Origin of the sequence: Intrasporangium calvum DSM 43043, assembly GCF_000184685.1 — a bacterium.
GTDB classification, from domain to species: Bacteria; Actinomycetota; Actinomycetes; order Actinomycetales; family Dermatophilaceae; genus Intrasporangium; species Intrasporangium calvum.
Genome location: NC_014830.1, coordinates 1,837,968 through 1,854,645 on the forward strand (window position 1 = coordinate 1,837,968; position 16,678 = coordinate 1,854,645).

Annotated in this window: 18 protein-coding genes; 15 read left to right on the forward strand and 3 right to left on the reverse strand. The window is 72.9% G+C overall.

Annotated elements, in window-relative coordinates; translation table 11 throughout:
• The first annotated feature begins 9 nt into the window (after positions 1-9).
• From hisG to INTCA_RS08255, 3 genes are read left to right on the forward strand one after another with little or no spacing between them, the layout of a single operon-like run.
• Positions 10-855 carry an ATP phosphoribosyltransferase gene (hisG, locus tag INTCA_RS08245; protein WP_013492454.1) on the forward strand — a complete coding sequence of 282 codons (846 nt, stop codon included), beginning with the start codon at positions 10-12 and terminating at the stop codon, positions 853-855.
• A complete protein-coding gene (locus INTCA_RS08250) occupies positions 852-1,328 on the forward strand; it encodes a PH domain-containing protein (protein ID WP_013492455.1) in 477 nt (158 codons plus the stop codon). Before hisG ends, INTCA_RS08250 begins: the two co-directional genes overlap by 4 nt.
• Positions 1,325-1,873 carry a flavin reductase family protein gene (locus INTCA_RS08255; RefSeq protein ID WP_013492456.1) on the forward strand — a complete coding sequence of 183 codons (549 nt, stop codon included), beginning with the start codon at positions 1,325-1,327 and terminating at the stop codon, positions 1,871-1,873. Before INTCA_RS08250 ends, INTCA_RS08255 begins: the two co-directional genes overlap by 4 nt.
• 63 nt (positions 1,874-1,936) lie before the next feature.
• Here the strand turns inward: INTCA_RS08255 and INTCA_RS08260 are convergent, their stop codons facing one another.
• Positions 1,937-3,142: an MFS transporter gene (locus INTCA_RS08260; RefSeq protein ID WP_013492457.1), complete on the reverse strand. Its 1,206-nt coding sequence runs from the start codon at positions 3,140-3,142 to the stop codon at positions 1,937-1,939.
• Positions 3,139-3,759: an AAA family ATPase gene (locus INTCA_RS08265; protein ID WP_013492458.1), complete on the reverse strand. Its 621-nt coding sequence runs from the start codon at positions 3,757-3,759 to the stop codon at positions 3,139-3,141. The genes INTCA_RS08260 and INTCA_RS08265 overlap by 4 nt, the downstream gene beginning before the upstream one ends.
• Between INTCA_RS08265 and hisF the strand changes: the two genes are divergently transcribed.
• A complete protein-coding gene (hisF, locus tag INTCA_RS08270) occupies positions 3,758-4,579 on the forward strand; it encodes an imidazole glycerol phosphate synthase subunit HisF (RefSeq protein ID WP_052337990.1) in 822 nt (273 codons plus the stop codon). The two genes, INTCA_RS08265 and hisF, sit on opposite strands and share 2 nt — an antisense overlap.
• Before the next feature lie 14 nt (positions 4,580-4,593).
• On the opposite strand, the gene INTCA_RS08275 is transcribed toward hisF, so the two are convergent.
• Positions 4,594-5,235, reverse strand: coding sequence for a TIGR03085 family metal-binding protein (locus INTCA_RS08275; RefSeq protein ID WP_013492460.1), 642 nt, complete (start codon positions 5,233-5,235; stop codon positions 4,594-4,596).
• Between the two features lie 88 nt (positions 5,236-5,323).
• On the opposite strand from INTCA_RS08275, the gene INTCA_RS08280 reads away from it, so the two are divergent.
• The 11 genes from INTCA_RS08280 to lgt all read left to right on the forward strand — a co-directional run bounded on the left by INTCA_RS08280 (position 5,324) and on the right by lgt (position 16,650).
• Positions 5,324-5,863 (forward strand): GNAT family N-acetyltransferase, encoded by a 540-nt coding sequence (locus INTCA_RS08280; protein ID WP_013492461.1) that lies wholly within the window; start codon positions 5,324-5,326, stop codon positions 5,861-5,863.
• On the forward strand, positions 5,860-7,698 hold the full coding sequence (locus INTCA_RS08285; RefSeq protein WP_013492462.1) for an ABC transporter ATP-binding protein: 1,839 nt from the start codon (positions 5,860-5,862) through the stop codon (positions 7,696-7,698). The genes INTCA_RS08280 and INTCA_RS08285 overlap by 4 nt, the downstream gene beginning before the upstream one ends.
• On the forward strand, positions 7,695-9,503 hold the full coding sequence (locus INTCA_RS08290; protein WP_013492463.1) for an ABC transporter ATP-binding protein: 1,809 nt from the start codon (positions 7,695-7,697) through the stop codon (positions 9,501-9,503). The genes INTCA_RS08285 and INTCA_RS08290 overlap by 4 nt, the downstream gene beginning before the upstream one ends.
• Positions 9,504-9,589: 86 nt before the next feature.
• The gene (gene hisI, locus INTCA_RS08295; RefSeq protein WP_013492464.1) at positions 9,590-9,991 is read left to right on the forward strand and encodes a phosphoribosyl-AMP cyclohydrolase; all 402 of its coding nucleotides are present in this window, start codon (positions 9,590-9,592) and stop codon (positions 9,989-9,991) included.
• Between the two features lie 78 nt (positions 9,992-10,069).
• A complete protein-coding gene (locus INTCA_RS08300; protein ID WP_052338100.1) occupies positions 10,070-11,668 on the forward strand; it encodes an anthranilate synthase component I in 1,599 nt (532 codons plus the stop codon).
• On the forward strand, positions 11,665-12,270 hold the full coding sequence (locus INTCA_RS08305) for a Trp biosynthesis-associated membrane protein (protein WP_013492466.1): 606 nt from the start codon (positions 11,665-11,667) through the stop codon (positions 12,268-12,270). The genes INTCA_RS08300 and INTCA_RS08305 overlap by 4 nt, the downstream gene beginning before the upstream one ends.
• A 181-nt stretch (positions 12,271-12,451) precedes the next feature.
• A complete protein-coding gene (locus tag INTCA_RS08310; RefSeq protein ID WP_013492467.1) occupies positions 12,452-12,724 on the forward strand; it encodes an HGxxPAAW family protein in 273 nt (90 codons plus the stop codon).
• Positions 12,725-12,729: 5 nt separating this feature from the next.
• Entirely contained in the window at positions 12,730-13,572 is an 843-nt protein-coding gene (trpC, locus tag INTCA_RS08315) for an indole-3-glycerol phosphate synthase TrpC (protein ID WP_013492468.1), read from the forward strand.
• 2 nt (positions 13,573-13,574) lie between these two features.
• A complete protein-coding gene (gene trpB, locus INTCA_RS08320) occupies positions 13,575-14,852 on the forward strand; it encodes a tryptophan synthase subunit beta (RefSeq protein ID WP_013492469.1) in 1,278 nt (425 codons plus the stop codon).
• Positions 14,849-15,649 carry a tryptophan synthase subunit alpha gene (gene trpA / locus INTCA_RS08325; RefSeq protein WP_013492470.1) on the forward strand — a complete coding sequence of 267 codons (801 nt, stop codon included), beginning with the start codon at positions 14,849-14,851 and terminating at the stop codon, positions 15,647-15,649. Before trpB ends, trpA begins: the two co-directional genes overlap by 4 nt.
• 20 nt (positions 15,650-15,669) lie before the next feature.
• Positions 15,670-16,650 (forward strand): prolipoprotein diacylglyceryl transferase, encoded by a 981-nt coding sequence (gene lgt / locus INTCA_RS08330; protein WP_244859897.1) that lies wholly within the window; start codon positions 15,670-15,672, stop codon positions 16,648-16,650.
• Positions 16,651-16,678: the final 28 nt, after the last annotated feature.

Here is a 16,678-nt window from a genome sequence, read left to right on the forward strand (position 1 = left end):
GACCCCCCCATGCTCCGTATCGCCGTGCCCAACAAGGGCTCCCTCTCCGAGTCGACCGTCGAGATGCTGCGCGAGGCCGGCTATCGCACCCGTCGGGACGCCAAGGAGCTCGTCGTCGCCGATCCGGACAACGACGTCGAGTTCTTCTACCTCCGCCCCCGTGACATCGCCGTCTACGTCGGCTCCGGCACCGTCGATGCCGGCGTGACGGGTCGTGACCTGCTCCTCGACTCGGGGTCGAGCGCCGTCGAGGTGATGGCGCTCGGGTTCGGTGCCTCGACCTTCCGCTATGCCGCCCGGCCGGGCAAGGTCACCACGGTCGACCAGATCGACGCGCAGCGGGTCGCCACGTCCTACCCCGGGCTCGTCCGCGCGGACCTCGAGAGACGCGGCGTCAGGGCCGACGTGGTCCGTCTCGACGGCGCCGTCGAGACGGCCATCACGCTCGGGGTCGCCGACGTCATCGCGGACGTCGTCGAGACCGGCACGACCCTGCGCCAGCAGGGCTTGGAGGTCTTCGGGGAGCCGATCCTCAGGTCCGAGGCGGTCCTCATCCGGGGCGACCGACCCGGAGAGCAGGCGGCGACCGCCGTCCTCCAGCGCCGACTGACCGGCGTCATCACCGCTCGGACCTACGTCATGCTCGACTACGACTGCCCCAAGGAGCTCGTCGCCCAGGCGACCGAGCTGACCCCGGGTCTCGAGTCCCCAACCGTGTCGCCGCTCCAGGACGACGCCTGGGTGGCGGTGCGGGCGATGGTCCCGAGAGTCGGGCGCAACCGGCTGATGGACGAGCTCTACGACCTCGGCGCGCGGGCCATCCTCGTCACCGACATCGCAGCCTGCCGACTGTGAGCGGCACGCCCGACCCAGGTTCCGCTGACCCCTTCGCGCCGTTCCGGCCTCGACGGGGTCGAGTGGTTGCCCTCGCCGTCGTGTGGACCTCGTTGCTCATCTTCGGCACGATCGCGGTGATCATGCCGGACCAGGACGGTCGCTGGGGCCCCGCTGACCGGCTCATGCTCTTCGGAGTCGGCGTGGTCATCGCCGCGCTGGCCTGGCGCTACGCCTCGATCGTCGCGGTGCCGAGCCGCAGCGGCCTGACGATTCGCAACCTGCTGCTCACTCGGACGCTCGAGTGGCCGGAGGTGGTCGGCATCCAGTTCGGGGGTGGCGAACCCTGGGTGAGCCTCGACCTGCTGGACGGCGACACGCTGGCCGTGATGGCGATCCAGAAGGCCGACGGGGAGGTCGCCGACCACGAGGCGTCCCGGCTGGCCGCGCTCGTCGAGGCCTTCGGCGAGGGCGCGGAAGGGCGACCGGAGTGACGCCTGGAGTGAGCCGGCAGCCGACCCACGACGAGATGCGCCATGCGCTCGGCCACTTCGCGACGGGCGTCACGGTGGTGACCGGCACGACGCTCGACGGGGATCCGGTCGGCTTCGCCTGCCAGTCCTTCGCCTCGGTCTCGCTCGACCCGCCGCTCGTCCTCTTCTGCGCTGACCACCGGGGGCGTTCGTGGCCGCACATGCGCGACACGGGCCGGTTCACGGTCAACGTCCTGCACCACCTGCAGCTGGACATCGTGGAGCGATTCGGGTCGCCGCTCGGACGTCGGTTCGACGGGCTCGACTGGTATCCGTCTGAGGACGGCGGGCCGAGTCTGACCGATGCGCTGATGCGGATCCACTGCGCCGTGGAGCAGGTGCACGTCGCGGGCGACCACGACGTCGTCATCGGCCGGGTCCTCGGGCTCGACGACACCGGGCGCGGGCGTCCGATGCTCTTCTACCGTGGGCAGTTCACGGTCACCGAGCGGACGGCGCAGGAGGAGGACCTCGCGGCGGACGCTCGGGACGACTACTGGGGCTGAGCGACCGCCCCAGTACCGCCGGCCCCGAGCCCGCCGACCCCGGGGCCTGAACCCCCGGCCGGGTCAGTCGACGCGTCGCAGGTCAGGGCGCATGCGGACCACGACGAGCGCCTGCGCAAGGGTGAGCCCCGCGAGCACGACCCACACCGGCGAGAGGCCTCCCGTCACGTCCCGTACCAGGCCCATCGCCAGGGGACCGACGGAGGCGACGCCGTAGGAGACGAGGAAGGCCATGCCGGTGAGGCGACCGCTCGCCTCGGGGGTGCCGGCGTAACGGACGAGGAGGACGAGGGCCACGGAGAAGGCGGCCCCCTGGCCGAGCCCGAGCACGACGGCCCAGAGCCAGGGGGCGCTCTGGGGGGCGAGCCAGATCGCGAGGCAGCCGGCCACGGCCAGGACGGCGGCCGGAAGGAGCAGTCGGCGCAGGTCGTGCGTCCGGTCGCTGAGCAGGGGGCCGAGAAGCCCGGACACGACCTGCGCGCCGCTGAAGGCCGCGCCGAGGTAGCCCGCCGACGACCGGTCCCAGCCGAGCTCGACGTAGGTCGGGGGCAGCCAGGTCACCGCGGAGTAGAAGCACCAGGACTGCAGGGCGAGGTAGGCGGCGACGACCCACGCGGTCGAGTGGCGCCACGGGAGTCGGCCGCGCCCTTCCTCGCCCGGCGTGTGGTGCGGGTTGGCGCGGACGGTGAAGGGTGCCCACGCGACGAGGCCGACGAACACGATGACCGACCACGAGGCGAGCGAGGGCTGCCATGACCCGAACCGGTCGGCCAGCGGAGCCGAGAGCCCGGACGCGAGGGCGGCCCCGCCCATCATGGCGAACATGTAGAGGCCGGTGACGAGGCCCGCTCGGTGCGGTGGGAAGAACGTCTTGACGAGCCGGGGGAGCAGGGTGCCGGCGACGGCGATGCCGACCCCTGCGACGAAGGTGCCGAGGTAGAGGGTGACGACGTCGTCGCCGAACCATCGGCTCAGCGTGCCGGCCAGCGCGCACCCGAGGGCGGCGAGCACCGCAGCGACCGCGCCGAGGCGGTGCGCGATCGCGGAGGCGAGGGGGGCGAACAACCCCATGCAGAGCACGGGCAGCGTGGTCAGGGCTCCGGCCGCGGCGTGGCTCAGTCCCAGGTCGGCGGCGATCGCGTCGAGCAGGGGCGGCACGCTCGTGATCGCCGTGCGCAGGTTGGCTGCGACGGCGACGAGGGCCACCGCCATGAGCCACGCGGGTGGGAGCGGCTTGAGGGCCCGCGCAGCCGCTACCTCGGCCGTCACGTCGGTGGGCTCCACGCTGGCGGCGGGAGACCTCCGGCGCTCGTGTCGATGACCAGGTCGGCCCGAGCCTTGGTGTCGTCCGCCGCGAAGACGGCGTCCTCCTGGGCCGCCCAGCGCTGCCAGTGGGGCCGGTACGCCTCGCCGTCGCGGGCCAGCCCGCGCTGTCTCCTGAGCTCGCGGTCGGCCTCCATGAAGACGGTGACGGCGGCGAACGGCCGCGCCGGCCCGATGCTCGAGCCGCAGCCCTCGACGACGAGGAAGTCGGCTGGCCGGACGCTCGCCGTCCCGTCCCAGCGGTCCTCGTCCCAGTCCCAGCGGGGGTATGCCGCTGGGCTCGCCCGCGCGAGCGGCTCGAGGATGCGCGTGGCGAGGATCTCCGACGACTCCGCGAGGCCCTCCCACCCGGGATACAGCTGGTCCATGTGGACCACCTCGACGGTCCCGAAGCCGGCCAGCTCCGCGGCCACGCCGCGCGCGAGGGTGGTCTTCCCGGCGCCGCTCCGGCCGTCGACGGCGACGACCGCGATGTCCCCGCAGCGAGGCAGGACATCGAGGACGAGCTCGACCACGGCCTCCACGTGGAGCGGATCCGCCGGTCCCGTGATCTGGTCCCACATGAGCGCGACCCTACCCGCGAACTACGCTTGGCCCGTGCCCGTCCGAACCTCCGTCGCCACCCGCGTCATCGCCTGCCTCGACGTCGACGCCGGCCGTGTCGTCAAGGGCGTCAACTTCGCCGACCTGCGCGATGCCGGCGACCCGGTCGAGCTCGCCACGCTCTACGACGCCCAAGGGGTCGACGAGCTGACCTTCCTCGACGTCACGGCGAGCTCGGGGAACCGCGAGACGACGTACGACGTGGTCCGGCGGACCGCGGAGCAGGTCTTCATCCCCCTCACCGTCGGCGGGGGAGTGCGCAGCGTCGACGACGTCGACCGCCTGCTCCGCGCCGGGGCGGACAAGGTGGGGGTCAACACGGCCGCCATCGCCCGGCCGGAACTGATCGCCGAGATCGCCGACCGCTTCGGCGCCCAGGTCCTCGTCCTGTCGGCCGATGTCCGCCGACGCGTCGACGGCTCCGGCCGACGCACCGACGACTTCGTCATGACGACGCACGGCGGTCGCACGCCGGTGGATCTCGACGCCATCGAGTGGTGCGCGCGTGCCGCCGAGCTGGGCGCCGGGGAGATCCTGCTCAACTCGATGGATCTCGACGGCACGAAGGGGGGCTTCGACCTTGAGCTGATCCGCCGGGTTCGCGCCGCGGTCACGGTGCCGGTCATCGCCAGCGGGGGAGCTGGGCGGGCCGAGCACTTCGCGCCCGCCGTGGACGCAGGCGCGGACGCGGTCCTGGCGGCCAGCGTCTTCCACTTCGGCGAGCTGACCGTCGGCGAGGTCAAGGCCGCGATGCGCGCCGCTGGCGTCACCGTGCGCTGAGCCGGACCGTCGGGTCAGCCGAGCCCGAGCCGCGCCCCTCGGAGCGCGACGACGTCGACGGCGCGCCCCTCGAGCTCGACCTCGGCGTGGTCGGCGCGCCCGTAGGCGAAGAGGACGAGCTCGGCGGGGGCTCCGCGGACGATCACCGTGCCGTGCGTGTCAGGGAGCTTGGCGGCGTGCCTGCCGATGCCCGGCGCGACGAGGACGACGCCCGCCGGCGACCGGCGGAACATGAGGCGGGCGACGCGGCGCAGGGCCCCCCAGAGCGCGCGCTGCAGGTCCTCCGGGAGCTCCCGTGGCTCCCAGCCCGGCTGGGCGCGGCGAACGTCCTCGTGGTGGACGAAGTACTCGACGAGGTTGGCCACCTCGTCGACTCGGGGGCGCGACATCGGGTTCCACCGGGGCGCTCCGGCGCGCACCCGGGACACGAGTGCCGCGTAGTCCCCGTGGGCGAGGCGGCCCCGCTCCCGCTCCAGCCGGTCGGCGAGGGGTGGGACGAACGCCCCGATGCTGACGTCGGGTCGGCTCTCGCGGACGTGCAGATGGGCCGCGAGGTCACGGGTCGCCCAGCCCTCGCAGAGGGTCGGGGCGTCCGGGCCCAGCCGCTCGAGCTCGTCGCAGAGGAGCTGGCGTTCGGACCAGGCGTGTCGCTTCATGTCCGACATCCTCTCAGGAGCGCGGGCTCCGGACCCGGGCGGCCCAAAGCGGTGGCACGGGAGGCGGGCGGCCACCTAGGGTCGTGGAGTGATCGAACTCGTCCGACCGACCAGCCTCCTGGCCGATCAGTGGTGGGAGCTCGTGGACGAGTTCGGGACGGCTGCCATCCATGGCTCGGCGTACCGGCCCGACGACCGGGCCGACCTCGAGCGACCGGGCGGGCTCGAGGCCTGGGTGGACCTGCTCGCCTCCTATGAGGTCGACGGCTCGGACCTCCCCGAGGGCTGGGTGCCCGCGTCCTACCGGTGGGTCATCGACGACGAACGGCTCGTCGGCACCATCACGGTGCGCCATCGCCTCACCGCTGCACTCCTCGTCGTCGGGGGCCACATCGGCTACGCCGTCCGGCCGAGCGCCCGACGCCGGGGCGTCGCCACCGCAGCGCTCCGGCAGGCCCTCGGCATCGCCGCGCGGTTCGGTGTCGACCCGGCGCTCGTCACCTGCGAGGACGACAACCTCGCCTCCGCCCGCACCATCCTGGCCGCCGGGGGCGTCCTCGAGGACGTCAGGGGGACGAGCCGGCGGTACTGGGTGCCCACTGCTCCCCGCGCGGGGTTCCACCCGTGACCGGTGTCCAACCGCCTCCGGGGGGCTCCACCCTGCGGGAGGGGCTGGCTGTCGTCCGCCGCGGCATCGCCGGCCAGCGCGGCTGGTTCTCGGTCGCGGTCCTCGGGGCCACCGTCTACGGCGTCATGACCGGGCTCACCGCCTGGGCGATCGGCTGGACCGTGCAGGAGGCGGTCGCCCCGGCCATCGCGGCGGGACGAGCCACCGGAGCCCAGCTGTGGTTCGTCGGCGGGGTTCTCAGCGCCGTCGTCGTCGTCAACGTCGTGGGTGTCATCGGTCGACGCCTCGCCGGGGGCATCGCGATGTACAACCTCGGGGCGCAGTACCGGCGCGACGTGACGCGTCAGTACCTGCGGCTGCCCCTCAGCTGGCACCACCGGCACCCGTCGGGCCAGCTGCTCTCCAACGCAAACGCCGACGTCGAGGCGACGTGGAACATCTTCGCCCCACTGCCCATGGCGATCGGGGTCGTCGTCATGCTGGCGTTCGGGATCGTCCAGATGCTCGTCGTCGACCCCTTTCTCGCCCTCGTGGGCCTGACGGTCTTCCCGATGCTCTTCGCGGCCAACGTCGCCTTCCAGCGGGCGATGTCCCCGAGGATGACCCGGGCCCAGCAGCTGCGGGCCGACGTGTCGGAAGTTGCCCACGAGAGCTTCGAGGCCGCGCTCGTCGTCAAGTCACTCGGTCGGGAGGACCACGAGACGGAGCGGTTCCGGGCGGTGGCCGACGAGCTGCGCGACGCGAACATCGAGGTGGGCCGGACGCGTGGCCGGTTCGACCCGGCCATCGAGTCGATCCCGACCCTGGGGACGCTCGCCGTGCTCCTCGTCGGGACCCACCGGGTCCGCTCCGGCGGCCTCACAGCGGCCGAGGTGGTCCAGGTCGCCTACCTGTTCTCCATCACCGCCTTCCCGGTCCGGGCGCTCGGGTGGGTGCTGGGCGAGCTGCCCCGCTCGGTGGTCGGCTGGCGTCGGGTGTCGGCCGTGCTCGACGCGACCGGCGCCATGGCCCACGGTGACCGTCACCTGCCGCGAGGTCGGGCGAGCGCTGTCGCGGCGGAGTCGGTCTCGTACGCCTACGAGATCGAGACGGAGGAGGGCCAGCCGACCGTCAACCCCGCTGTCGTCGACGTCACCCTCGCGATCCCGGCCGGCGCCACCGTGGCCCTGGTCGGGCCGACGGGCAGCGGCAAGTCGACGCTGGCGAACCTGCTCATGCGCCTCGTCGACCCGGACTCCGGTGTCGTCCTCATCGACGAGGTGGACCTGCGCGAGGTGCGGCGTGGCGGCGTGTCCGAGGTCGCCGCCCTCGTCCCCCAGCAGACCTTCCTCTTCGACGACACCGTCCGTGGCAACGTCACGCTGGGGTCCCCGCACGACGACGCGACGGTCTGGCGGGCCCTCGAGGTGGCGCACGCCGCAGCCTTCGTGCGGCGTCTCGCGGACGGACTGGACACACGCGTCGGGGAGCGGGGGGCCAGCCTGTCCGGCGGCCAGCGGCAGCGGGTCGCCCTGGCCCGCGCAGTCATCCGAGACCCCCAGCTGCTCATCCTCGACGACGCCACCTCGGCCGTCGACCCGTCGGTGGAACAGGCGATCCTGTCCCGGCTGCGCGCAGCGAGCTCCGGGACGACGGTCGTCGTCGTCGCCTACCGGATGGCGACGGTTCTCCTCGCCGACGAGGTCGTCTACGTCGAGGAGGGGCACGTCGTCGACCACGGCACGCACGCCGAGCTGCTGGGCCGCTGCGCAGGCTACGAGGGGCTGGTCACCGCCTACGCCCGCGAAGCCGCAGAGCGCGCCGCGATCACGAGCGCCGAGGAGGTCTCCCGATGAGCAGGCGCTTCGTGGCCCCGGTGGAGCACCACGGCGTCGCGTCCGGGCGGGAGCTGTCGACCTGGGCCACGCTTCGTCGTGGCATCCAGCTGTCGCCCCAGCTGCGCCGGGGCATCGGGGTCACCGTGCTCCTCGCCGGGCTCTCGACGCTCGGCCGGGTCCTCGTGCCCTTCGTCGTCCAGCGGGTGACGGATGAGGGGATCCTCGGCTCGGGCGGACCCCGCCCTGAGGTCGTCCTGCGGTACCTCGCGCTGGCCCTGGCCGGCGTCGTCGTCACCGCGCTGTCCGCCTACCTCGTCAACGTCCGCCTGTTCCGCTCCTCCGAGACCGGCCTCGCGACGCTGCGGGTCCACGGGTTCCGCCACATCCATGACCTCGCCATGCTGACGCAGAACACCGAACGGCGAGGGTCCCTCGTCTCCCGGGTCACGTCCGACGTCGACACGATCTCGATGTTCGTGCAGTTCGGCGGGCTCATGCTCTTGGTGAACGTCGCCCAGATCAGCCTGGCGACGGTCCTCATGCTCGTGTACAGCCCCCTGCTCGCCCTCGTCGTCTGGGCCTGCTTCGTCCCGCTCTTCTTCATCATCCGCCTGCTGCAGGGCGTCGTCGGCCGCGGCTACACCACGGTTCGCGAGCGCGTCGGGGACCTGCTCGCAGCCATCTCCGAGGCCGTCGTGGGGGCCCAGGCGATCCGCGCGTACGGGGTCGAGGAGCGCACCGCGCAGCGGATCGACTCGGCGATCGAGAACCACCGAGCCGCCGCCATCGCCGCGCAGGCCAGAGCCGTGCTCGCCTTCACCTCCGGGCAGCTCGTCGCCGGGCTGACCACCGCCGTCGTCCTCGTCGTCGGCACGGTGCTCGCGGCCGGGGGGCGGCTCACCCTCGGAGAGCTGCTCGCCTTCCTGTTCCTCGTCAACCTCTTCACGATGCCCGTCCAGCAGGCCACCGAGATCCTCAACGAGATGCAGAACGCCGTCGCCGGCTGGCGACGAGTCATCGGCATCATCGACACCCCGGCCGACGTCGCCGACCCGGCGAGCGGCCGCACCCTGCCTCGGGGGCCGATCACCGTCCGCTTCGACGACGTGGGCTTCGCCTACCCCGGAGGAGCGGCGGTCCTCCACGACATCGACCTCACCATCGCGCCGCGGAGCCGGGTTGCCGTCGTCGGCGAGACCGGCTCGGGCAAGTCGACCCTGGCGAAGCTCCTGACACGCCTCATGGACCCGTCCAGCGGACGCGTCCTCCTCGATGACACCGACGTGCGCGAGCTGGCTTTCGCCTCGCTGCGACAGCGCGTCGTGCTCGTCCCGCAGGAGGGGTTCCTCTTCGACGCCACCCTGCTCGAGAACATCCGTTTCGGCCGACCCGGCGCCACGGACGCGGAGATCCGGCTCACCGTGACCGAGCTCGGCCTCGACGGTTGGGTCGCGACGCTCCCGCTCGGCCTCGCCACCCACGTCGGGCAGCGCGGCGAGTCGCTCTCGGCCGGCGAGCGCCAGCTCGTCGCCCTCGCCCGTGCCTACCTCGCGGATCCCGACCTCCTCGTGCTCGACGAGGCGACCTCCGCGGTCGACCCGGGCACCGAGATCCGTCTCCAGCGCGCGCTGGACTCGCTGACCCGGGGCCGGACGTCGATCGCCATCGCCCACCGGCTCTCCACCGCGGAGGCAGCCGACGAGGTGGTCGTCGTCGATGACGGCAGGATCGTCGAGCGTGGCACGCACACCGAGCTCGTCGGCCGGGGCGGCGTGTACAGCCGGCTGCACGAGTCGTGGGTCGCCCAGCAGCGGGAGCCCTGAACCCGGGCACCCGCCGGCGGTGGAGGGACCGCGCGACCGAGCCCAGCGGCATACGGCATCGTGCCCCGAGCCAGAGCGGGCACAATGTGCCGGTGACCGAGAGCAGCCCCAGCCTGACCGAGCTCGACCCCGCCATCGCCGCGATGCTCAAGCGCGACGACCACGGCCTCGTCGCGGCCGTCGTCCAACAGCACGACACGGGGGAGGTCCTCATGCTCGGCTGGATGGACGACGAGGCCCTGCGGCGCACGCTCACCGAGGGCCGGGTGACCTTCTGGTCGCGCAGCCGTCAGTCCTACTGGCGCAAGGGGGACACGAGCGGCCACGTCCAGTGGGTCAAGGGCATCCGGCTCGACTGCGACGGCGACGCCCTCCTGGTCCAGGTGGACCAGGTCGGAGCGGCCTGCCACACCGGCGACCGCACCTGCTTCGACGCGCGCCTCCTGCCCGCCGTCGTCGGCGCCGCCCCGACCGGTCTCGGCCACTGAACGGCCTGCCGGACGTCTCGCCCGACGGGCGCGACGCGGGGCACCTCTCCCGTGCGCGAGAATGACCCCGTGCCCGACATGACCTCGACGACGACCAGCACGGCCACCCACGGCGGGACAGAGGCGGTCGCCGGGCCCGTTCCACAGGCCGACCTCACCTGGGGTGGCACCTGGCCCGACCTGGCCGTCTTCACCGAGCTCGCCCTCGGCCACACCCGCGTCATCCCCGTCGTGCGACGGGTCCTGGCGGACGCGGAGACCCCGGTCGGGGTGTACCGCAAGCTCGCCAAGAGCGAGCCCGGGACCTTCCTGCTCGAGTCCGCCGAGCACGGCGGCGTGTGGTCCCGCTACTCGATCGTCGGAGCGCGGTGCGCGGCGACGCTGACCGAACGCGACGGGCAGGCCCACTGGATCGGTGACCCGCCCGTCGGCCTCCCGCAGTCAGGGGACCCGGCCGCCGCGGTGCGGGACACCGTCGCCGCGCTCGCGACCCCCCGGATCCCCGGGCTGCCCCCGCTGACCGGCGGCCTCGTCGGCGCGATCAGCTACGACGCGGTGCGGCGATGGGAGCGCGTGCCCGACGAGGGACGCGACGAGCTGCACCTGCCCGAGCTCGCGATGATGCTCGCGACCGACCTCGCCGTCTTCGACCACAGCGACGGGTCCCTGCTCCTCGTCGCCAACGCCGTGAACCGCGATGCCACCGACGAGCGCATCGAGGAGGCGTGGGCCGACGCCGTCGCCCGTCTCGACCGGATGACCGAGGAGCTCGCCGCGCCCGCACCGAGCACCGTGGTGTCGATCGAGCCACGTGCCTCCGAGCCGCGCAGCAGCCACACGGAGGAACAGTTCGAGGCGATGGTCGAGCAGGCCAAGGAGGCGATCCGGGCGGGGGAGGCGTTCCAGATCGTCGTGTCCCAGCGGTTCACCGTGCCGTGCCCCGCCGACGCCCTCGACGTCTACCGCGCACTGCGCGTCAGCAACCCGAGCCCCTACATGTACCTGCTCCGGCTACCGCACCCCGACGGGTCCTCCTACGACGTCGTGGGGTCGAGCCCGGAAGCCCTCATCAAGGTCACCGGTCGGCAGGCGATCACCCACCCGATCGCCGGGTCCAGACCGCGCGGCAAGAGCCCGGACCACGACGCCCACCTGGCCGAGGACCTGCTGGGCGACGCCAAGGAACGCGCCGAGCACCTCATGCTCGTCGACCTGGCCCGCAACGACCTGCAACGGATCTGCCGGGCCGGGACCGTGGACACCGTGGACTTCATGTCGGTCCGGCGGTACAGCCACATCATGCACATCGAGTCGACCGTCGTGGGGGAGCTGCGCCCCGACTGCAGCGCCTATGACGCCCTCGTGGCCACGTTCCCCGCCGGCACGCTCTCCGGCGCACCCAAGCCGCGCGCCATGGCCCTCATCGACCACTACGAGGGGCTTCGCCGCGGGCTCTACGGCGGGGTGGTGGGCTACCTCGACTTCGCGGGCGACCTCGACCTGGCCATCGCCATCCGAACCGCCCTGATCAAGGACGGGCAGGCGCACGTCCAGGCGGGGGCGGGCATCGTCGCCGACTCGGTGCCGCACCTCGAGTACGAGGAGACCATCAACAAGGCTGCGGCAGCCCTCCGCGCCGTCGCCGCTGCCGCCGGGATGCGTCCGGTGATCCGGTGACCAGCCGGTTCAGTGGTCAGATGGTGCTCGGCAAGCGTCGCTCCGCCCTGGTCGTGGCGCTGCCCGCCGTAGCGCTCATCGGCCTCGCCACCCAGCCCTGGGCCCGCGGTAGGACCGGCGACGTGCTCAGCGCCGGGGCCATCGACGTGGCGGGCGGCCGCGCCGCCCCCGGGGCGGTCGGCCTGGCCGTGATCTGTGTCATCTCCCTGCTCGCCCTGATGTCCGGCGGCCGCGTCATCCGCGCGGTGTCCGGCGCCGTGCTGGTCCTCTCCGCGGCCGGCGCCCTCGTGCTCGTCCTGCGCGTCGCGCTGCGCCCCGCCGGCGTCGTGGCCGGCGCACTGTCCCAGGAGCTGGCCCGGACCACCGCGCCCGACGCCACCGGCGCCACCACGGCGTGGGGGTGGGCAGCAGCGGTCGTCGGGCTCCTCCTCCTCGTCGGGTCCCTCGGCGCGGCACGGTCGAGCCGGCACTGGGCCAGTCTGTCCGCACGCTACGAGCGAGCCAAACCGGCAAGCGGCCCGCGAGGTGAGGTTCGCACCGCGTGGGACGAGCTGAGCGACGGTGCCGACCCCACCCTCCGCGACGGACCGGACCCGGCGTGACCGGGCGGGCCTGACAGAATGACGGACCTGACCTGACAGAATGACTCGAGGGCGGCCCGGACCGACTCACAGGGAGAACCAGCCAGCCTCCCCGCGAGAGTCACCGACACAGTCAACCGAGCAGCCGCCGGACGACGCATCGGCGATCACGACGGACGCCGACCGGATGGGAGACAACGCCATGGAAGAGCACCACGAGGACCACGGACACAGCACGGCGGCGTGGACCGCGGTGGGCATCATGCTCGTCGGGGCTGCCCTCGGCAGCATCGCCGTCGTCATCCCGAGCCTGGTGCTCGGCATCGTCGCAGCGGTCGTCATCGTCGCCGGTGCCGTTGCCGGCAAGGTGCTGGCCATGGCCGGCTACGGCAGCAAGGCGCACGACCGCGAGGGCGAGGACCTCCTCGCCGACGCCCCCGACGAGCGCGGCACCTCGACCGTCGGCAAGAGCTGAGAGCAGTGCCGACGGTTCTCGACGAGATCATCAGCGGCGTCCGCGAGGATCTCGCGGCCCGCCGCGCCGCGACGTCGTTCCAACAGATCGAGGCGATGGCCGCAGCCGCCCCGCCCGCCCTCGACCCGCTGCCCGTCTTCCGGACCGCGCCGGGCGTCGCCGTCATCGCCGAGGTGAAGCGGCGCAGCCCGAGCAAAGGTGCCCTCGCGGACATCCCCGAGCCGGGGGCGCTCGCCGCCGCCTACGCCGCCGGAGGGGCCAGCGCGGTCAGCGTCCTGACCGAGCAGCGTCGCTTCGGTGGGAGCCTCGCCGACCTCGACCTGGTGCGCTCGGCCGTGTCGATCCCGGTGTTGCGCAAGGACTTCATCGTCGACGCTTACCAGGTGTACGAGGCCCGGGCCCACGGTGCGGACCTCGTCCTGCTGATGGCCTCGGCGCTCGACGACGAGCAGCTGAGCGACCTGCACGACCTCGCGACCCGCCTCGGGATGACGCCCCTCGTCGAGGTGCACGACGCTGCCGAGCTCGAGCGCGCCCTGGCCGTCCGACCGTCCCTCGTCGGCGTCAACGCCCGCAACCTCAAGACCCTCGAGGTCGACCGACAGGTGGTCGCCGACCTGCTTCCCCTGCTGCCGAGCGACGTCGTGGCGGTCGCCGAGTCCGGGGTGTCGGGGCCGGCCGACGTGGCGGACTACGTCCGGGCCGGTGCCGGAGCCGTCCTCGTCGGCGAGGCCCTCGTCACCGGCGGCGCGCCGGCCGAGGCCGTGGCGGCGTTCATCACGGCCGCGTCCGGGGTCCGGGCCGCAGCGGCCGGCAGCGCGTCGGCCGCGCCCCAGGACAAGGAGTGACCATGCCCACGCCCATGCCCATGCCAGAGCCGGTCGGACGCTTCGGCCGGTTCGGTGGCCGCTACGTCCCCGAGGCGCTCATCCCGGCGCTCGAGCAGCTGGAGGAGGTCTGGCGCAAGGCCGTCGTCGACCCGGCCTTCACCGGCGAGCTCGAGCGGCTGCACCGCACCTACACCGGCCGGCCCAGCATCATCACCGAGGTGCCGCGGTTCGCCGAGCACTGCGGCGGCGCGCGCGTCCTCCTCAAGCGCGAGGACCTCAACCACACTGGCTCGCACAAGATCAACAACGTGCTCGGTCAGGCGCTGCTCACCCAACGGATGGGCAAGACCCGCGTCATCGCCGAGACGGGAGCGGGCCAGCACGGGGTGGCGACCGCGACCGCAGCGGCCCTCCTCGGCCTCGAGTGCGTCGTCTACATGGGCAAGAAGGACACCGAGCGGCAGGCCCTCAACGTGGCCCGGATGCGGCTGCTGGGGGCCGAGGTCGTCCCGGTCGAGCACGGCAGCCAGACCCTCAAGGACGCCGTCAACGAGGCGTTCCGGGACTGGGTCGCCAACGTCGCGACGACCCACTACGTGCTCGGCACCGTCACCGGTCCCCACCCGTTCCCGGAGATGGTCCGCGAGTTCCACCGGGTGATCGGGATCGAGGCGAGACAGCAGGTCCTCGACCTCGTCGGCCGGCTGCCGGACGTCGTCTGCGCCTGCGTGGGCGGGGGGTCCAACGCGATCGGGATCTTCCACCGCTTCCTCGACGACGCGTCCGTCCGCCTCGTCGGGCTCGAAGCCGGCGGGTCAGGCGTGGAGTCCGGCAAGCATGCGGCCCGCTTCTCCGCCGGTGTCCCCGGCGTGCTCCACGGCGCGTTCACCTACGTCCTCCAGGACGAGGACGGGCAGACCATCGAGTCCCACAGCGTCTCCGCGGGTCTGGACTACCCCAGCGTCGGTCCCGAGCACGCACTGCTGCGCGAGTCCGGGCGGGCCGAGTACCGTCCGATCACCGACGTCGAGGCGATGGAGGCGTTCCGCCTCCTCGCCCGCACCGAGGGGATCCTCCCGGCCATCGAGAGCGCGCACGCCCTCGCCGGCGCCATGCAGCTCGGCCGTGAGCTGGGTCGAGACGCCGTCATCCTCGTCAACCTGTCCGGTCGGGGCGACAAGGACGTGCACACCGCGGCTGAGTGGTTCGGCCTGATCGACGAGCGCGGCACGGTGACCGCGCCACCGGACGGGGCCGACGGCGACGCCGGCCCGAAGGGAATGGGACCGCAACAGTGAGCGTCAGCCCGATCATCGAGGCCTGCCGGGCCGAAGGGCGTGCGGCCCTCATCGGCTACCTGCCCGTCGGCTTCCCGTCCGTCGCCGGCTCCATCGAGGCGATGGAGCTGCTGGTCCGGGCCGGGGTGGACATCGTCGAGATCGGCGTGCCCTACAGCGACCCCGTGATGGACGGCCCGGTCATCCAGGACGCCGCCGTTCGTGCCCTCGAGGGAGGGGTCCGCCTGGCGGACACCTTCGCCGCGGTCCGCGCCGTGCGTGCCGCGGGCGCTGGAGCCCTCGTGATGACCTACTGGAACCCGGTGCTGCGCTACGGCGTGGACCGCTTCGCCGCCGATCTCGCGGCGGCCGGCGGCGACGGCCTCATCACCCCCGACCTCATCCCCGACGAGGCAGCGGACTGGATCGGCGCGGCGGACGAGCACGGCCTCGACAAGGTGTTCCTCGTCGCCCCGAGCTCGACGCCGGAGCGGCTGGCCGCAGTGACGTCACGGTCCCGCGGCTTCGTCTACGCGACGGCCGTCATGGGCGTCACCGGGGCCCGGTCGAGCGTCGGGGACGCGGCCGAGGACCTCGTCGTCCGCACGAGGGCCGTCACGGACCTACCGATCTGTGTCGGCCTCGGTGTGTCCACCGGCGAACAGGCGAGTCAGGTGGGTCGGTTCGCGGACGGTGTCATCGTCGGGTCGGCGCTCGTCCGGTGCCTCACCGAGGCGTCGACCCCCGCATCAGGGCTCATGGCACTCGAGGAGCTCGTGCGCGACCTCGCCGCGGGCGTCCGGAGGGGACGGTCGTGAGCCGGGTGATGACTCAGCTGATGACCGCTCCGACGAGCGCCACCCTCGGGATGGAGATCCCCTCGCCCACGCAGGCCGTGTGGCACCTCGGGCCGCTGCCGATCCGCGCCTACGCCATGTGCATCCTCGCTGGGATCGTCGTGGCCGTCTGGCTGACGCAACGCCGGCTGGCCACGCGGGGAGCCGCCGCGGAGGTCGCCATCGACATCTCCGCCTGGGCCGTGCCCTTCGGTATCGTCGGCGGCCGGCTCTACCACGTCATCACGGACGCCGACAAGTACTTCGGTGCAGGTCGCAACCCGATGGACGCCCTCAAGATCTATGAGGGTGGGCTCGGCATCTGGGGGGCGGTCGCCCTGGGGGCGGTGGGGGCCTGGATCGGCTGCCGCAAGGCGGGGGTGGACTTCCGCGACTTCGTCGACGCCGCCGCGCCGGGCGTGGCGATCGCCCAGGCCATGGGGCGGTTCGGCAACTGGTTCAACAACGAGCTCTACGGCGCTCCCACGGACGTGCCCTGGAGGCTGCAGATCCACGAGTGGGACCAGGCCGCGGGTCGGGCTCGGCTCGACGCCTCGGGTGCCCCGGTCGTCCTCGGCTACTTCCACCCCACCTTCCTGTACGAGGCCCTGTGGGTGCTCGTGCTGGCCGCCTTCCTCATCTGGCTGGGGCGACGGTTCCGGCCGGCCCGTGGGCAGGTCTTCGCGGCGTACGTCATGGGCTACCCGGTCGGGCGCATCATCGTGGAGAACATGCGGACCGACCCGGCCACCCACATCCTGGGCCAGCGGGTCAACACGTGGACCTCGATCCTCGTCTTCCTCCTCGGCGCGTGGTTGTGGTGGTGGTTCGGGAGGCGGAGCGAGCGGCCGGCCGAACCGCTCGACGCCGACGCCGCAGCGGTGGCGGATGGTGCGGGCCCGACCAGCCACGCCAGCGACCGGACCGCGGCCCGATCCACCGATGCCGAGGCGAGTGCTGACCTGCCGGAGCCACCGCCCTGAGGCCTGCCGCGCCGTTCGCTGTCTCACG

What these genes read in the sequence shown, in the direction of transcription:
- INTCA_RS08300 (WP_052338100.1), top strand. Translation starts at nt 10,070, where the DNA reads ATGACCTCGACGACGACCAGCACGGCCACCCACGGCGGGACAGAGGCG.
- lgt (WP_244859897.1), top strand. Translation starts at nt 15,670, where the DNA reads ATGACCGCTCCGACGAGCGCCACCCTCGGGATGGAGATCCCCTCGCCC.
- INTCA_RS08265 (WP_013492458.1), bottom strand. Translation starts at nt 3,759, where the DNA reads ATGTGGGACCAGATCACGGGACCGGCGGATCCGCTCCACGTGGAGGCC.
- INTCA_RS08310 (WP_013492467.1), top strand. Translation starts at nt 12,452, where the DNA reads ATGGAAGAGCACCACGAGGACCACGGACACAGCACGGCGGCGTGGACC.
- hisF (WP_052337990.1), top strand. Translation starts at nt 3,758, where the DNA reads ATGAGCGCGACCCTACCCGCGAACTACGCTTGGCCCGTGCCCGTCCGA.
- trpB (WP_013492469.1), top strand. Translation starts at nt 13,575, where the DNA reads ATGCCCACGCCCATGCCCATGCCAGAGCCGGTCGGACGCTTCGGCCGG.
- INTCA_RS08275 (WP_013492460.1), bottom strand. Translation starts at nt 5,235, where the DNA reads ATGAAGCGACACGCCTGGTCCGAACGCCAGCTCCTCTGCGACGAGCTC.
- hisG (WP_013492454.1), top strand. Translation starts at nt 10, where the DNA reads ATGCTCCGTATCGCCGTGCCCAACAAGGGCTCCCTCTCCGAGTCGACC.
- INTCA_RS08290 (WP_013492463.1), top strand. Translation starts at nt 7,695, where the DNA reads ATGAGCAGGCGCTTCGTGGCCCCGGTGGAGCACCACGGCGTCGCGTCC.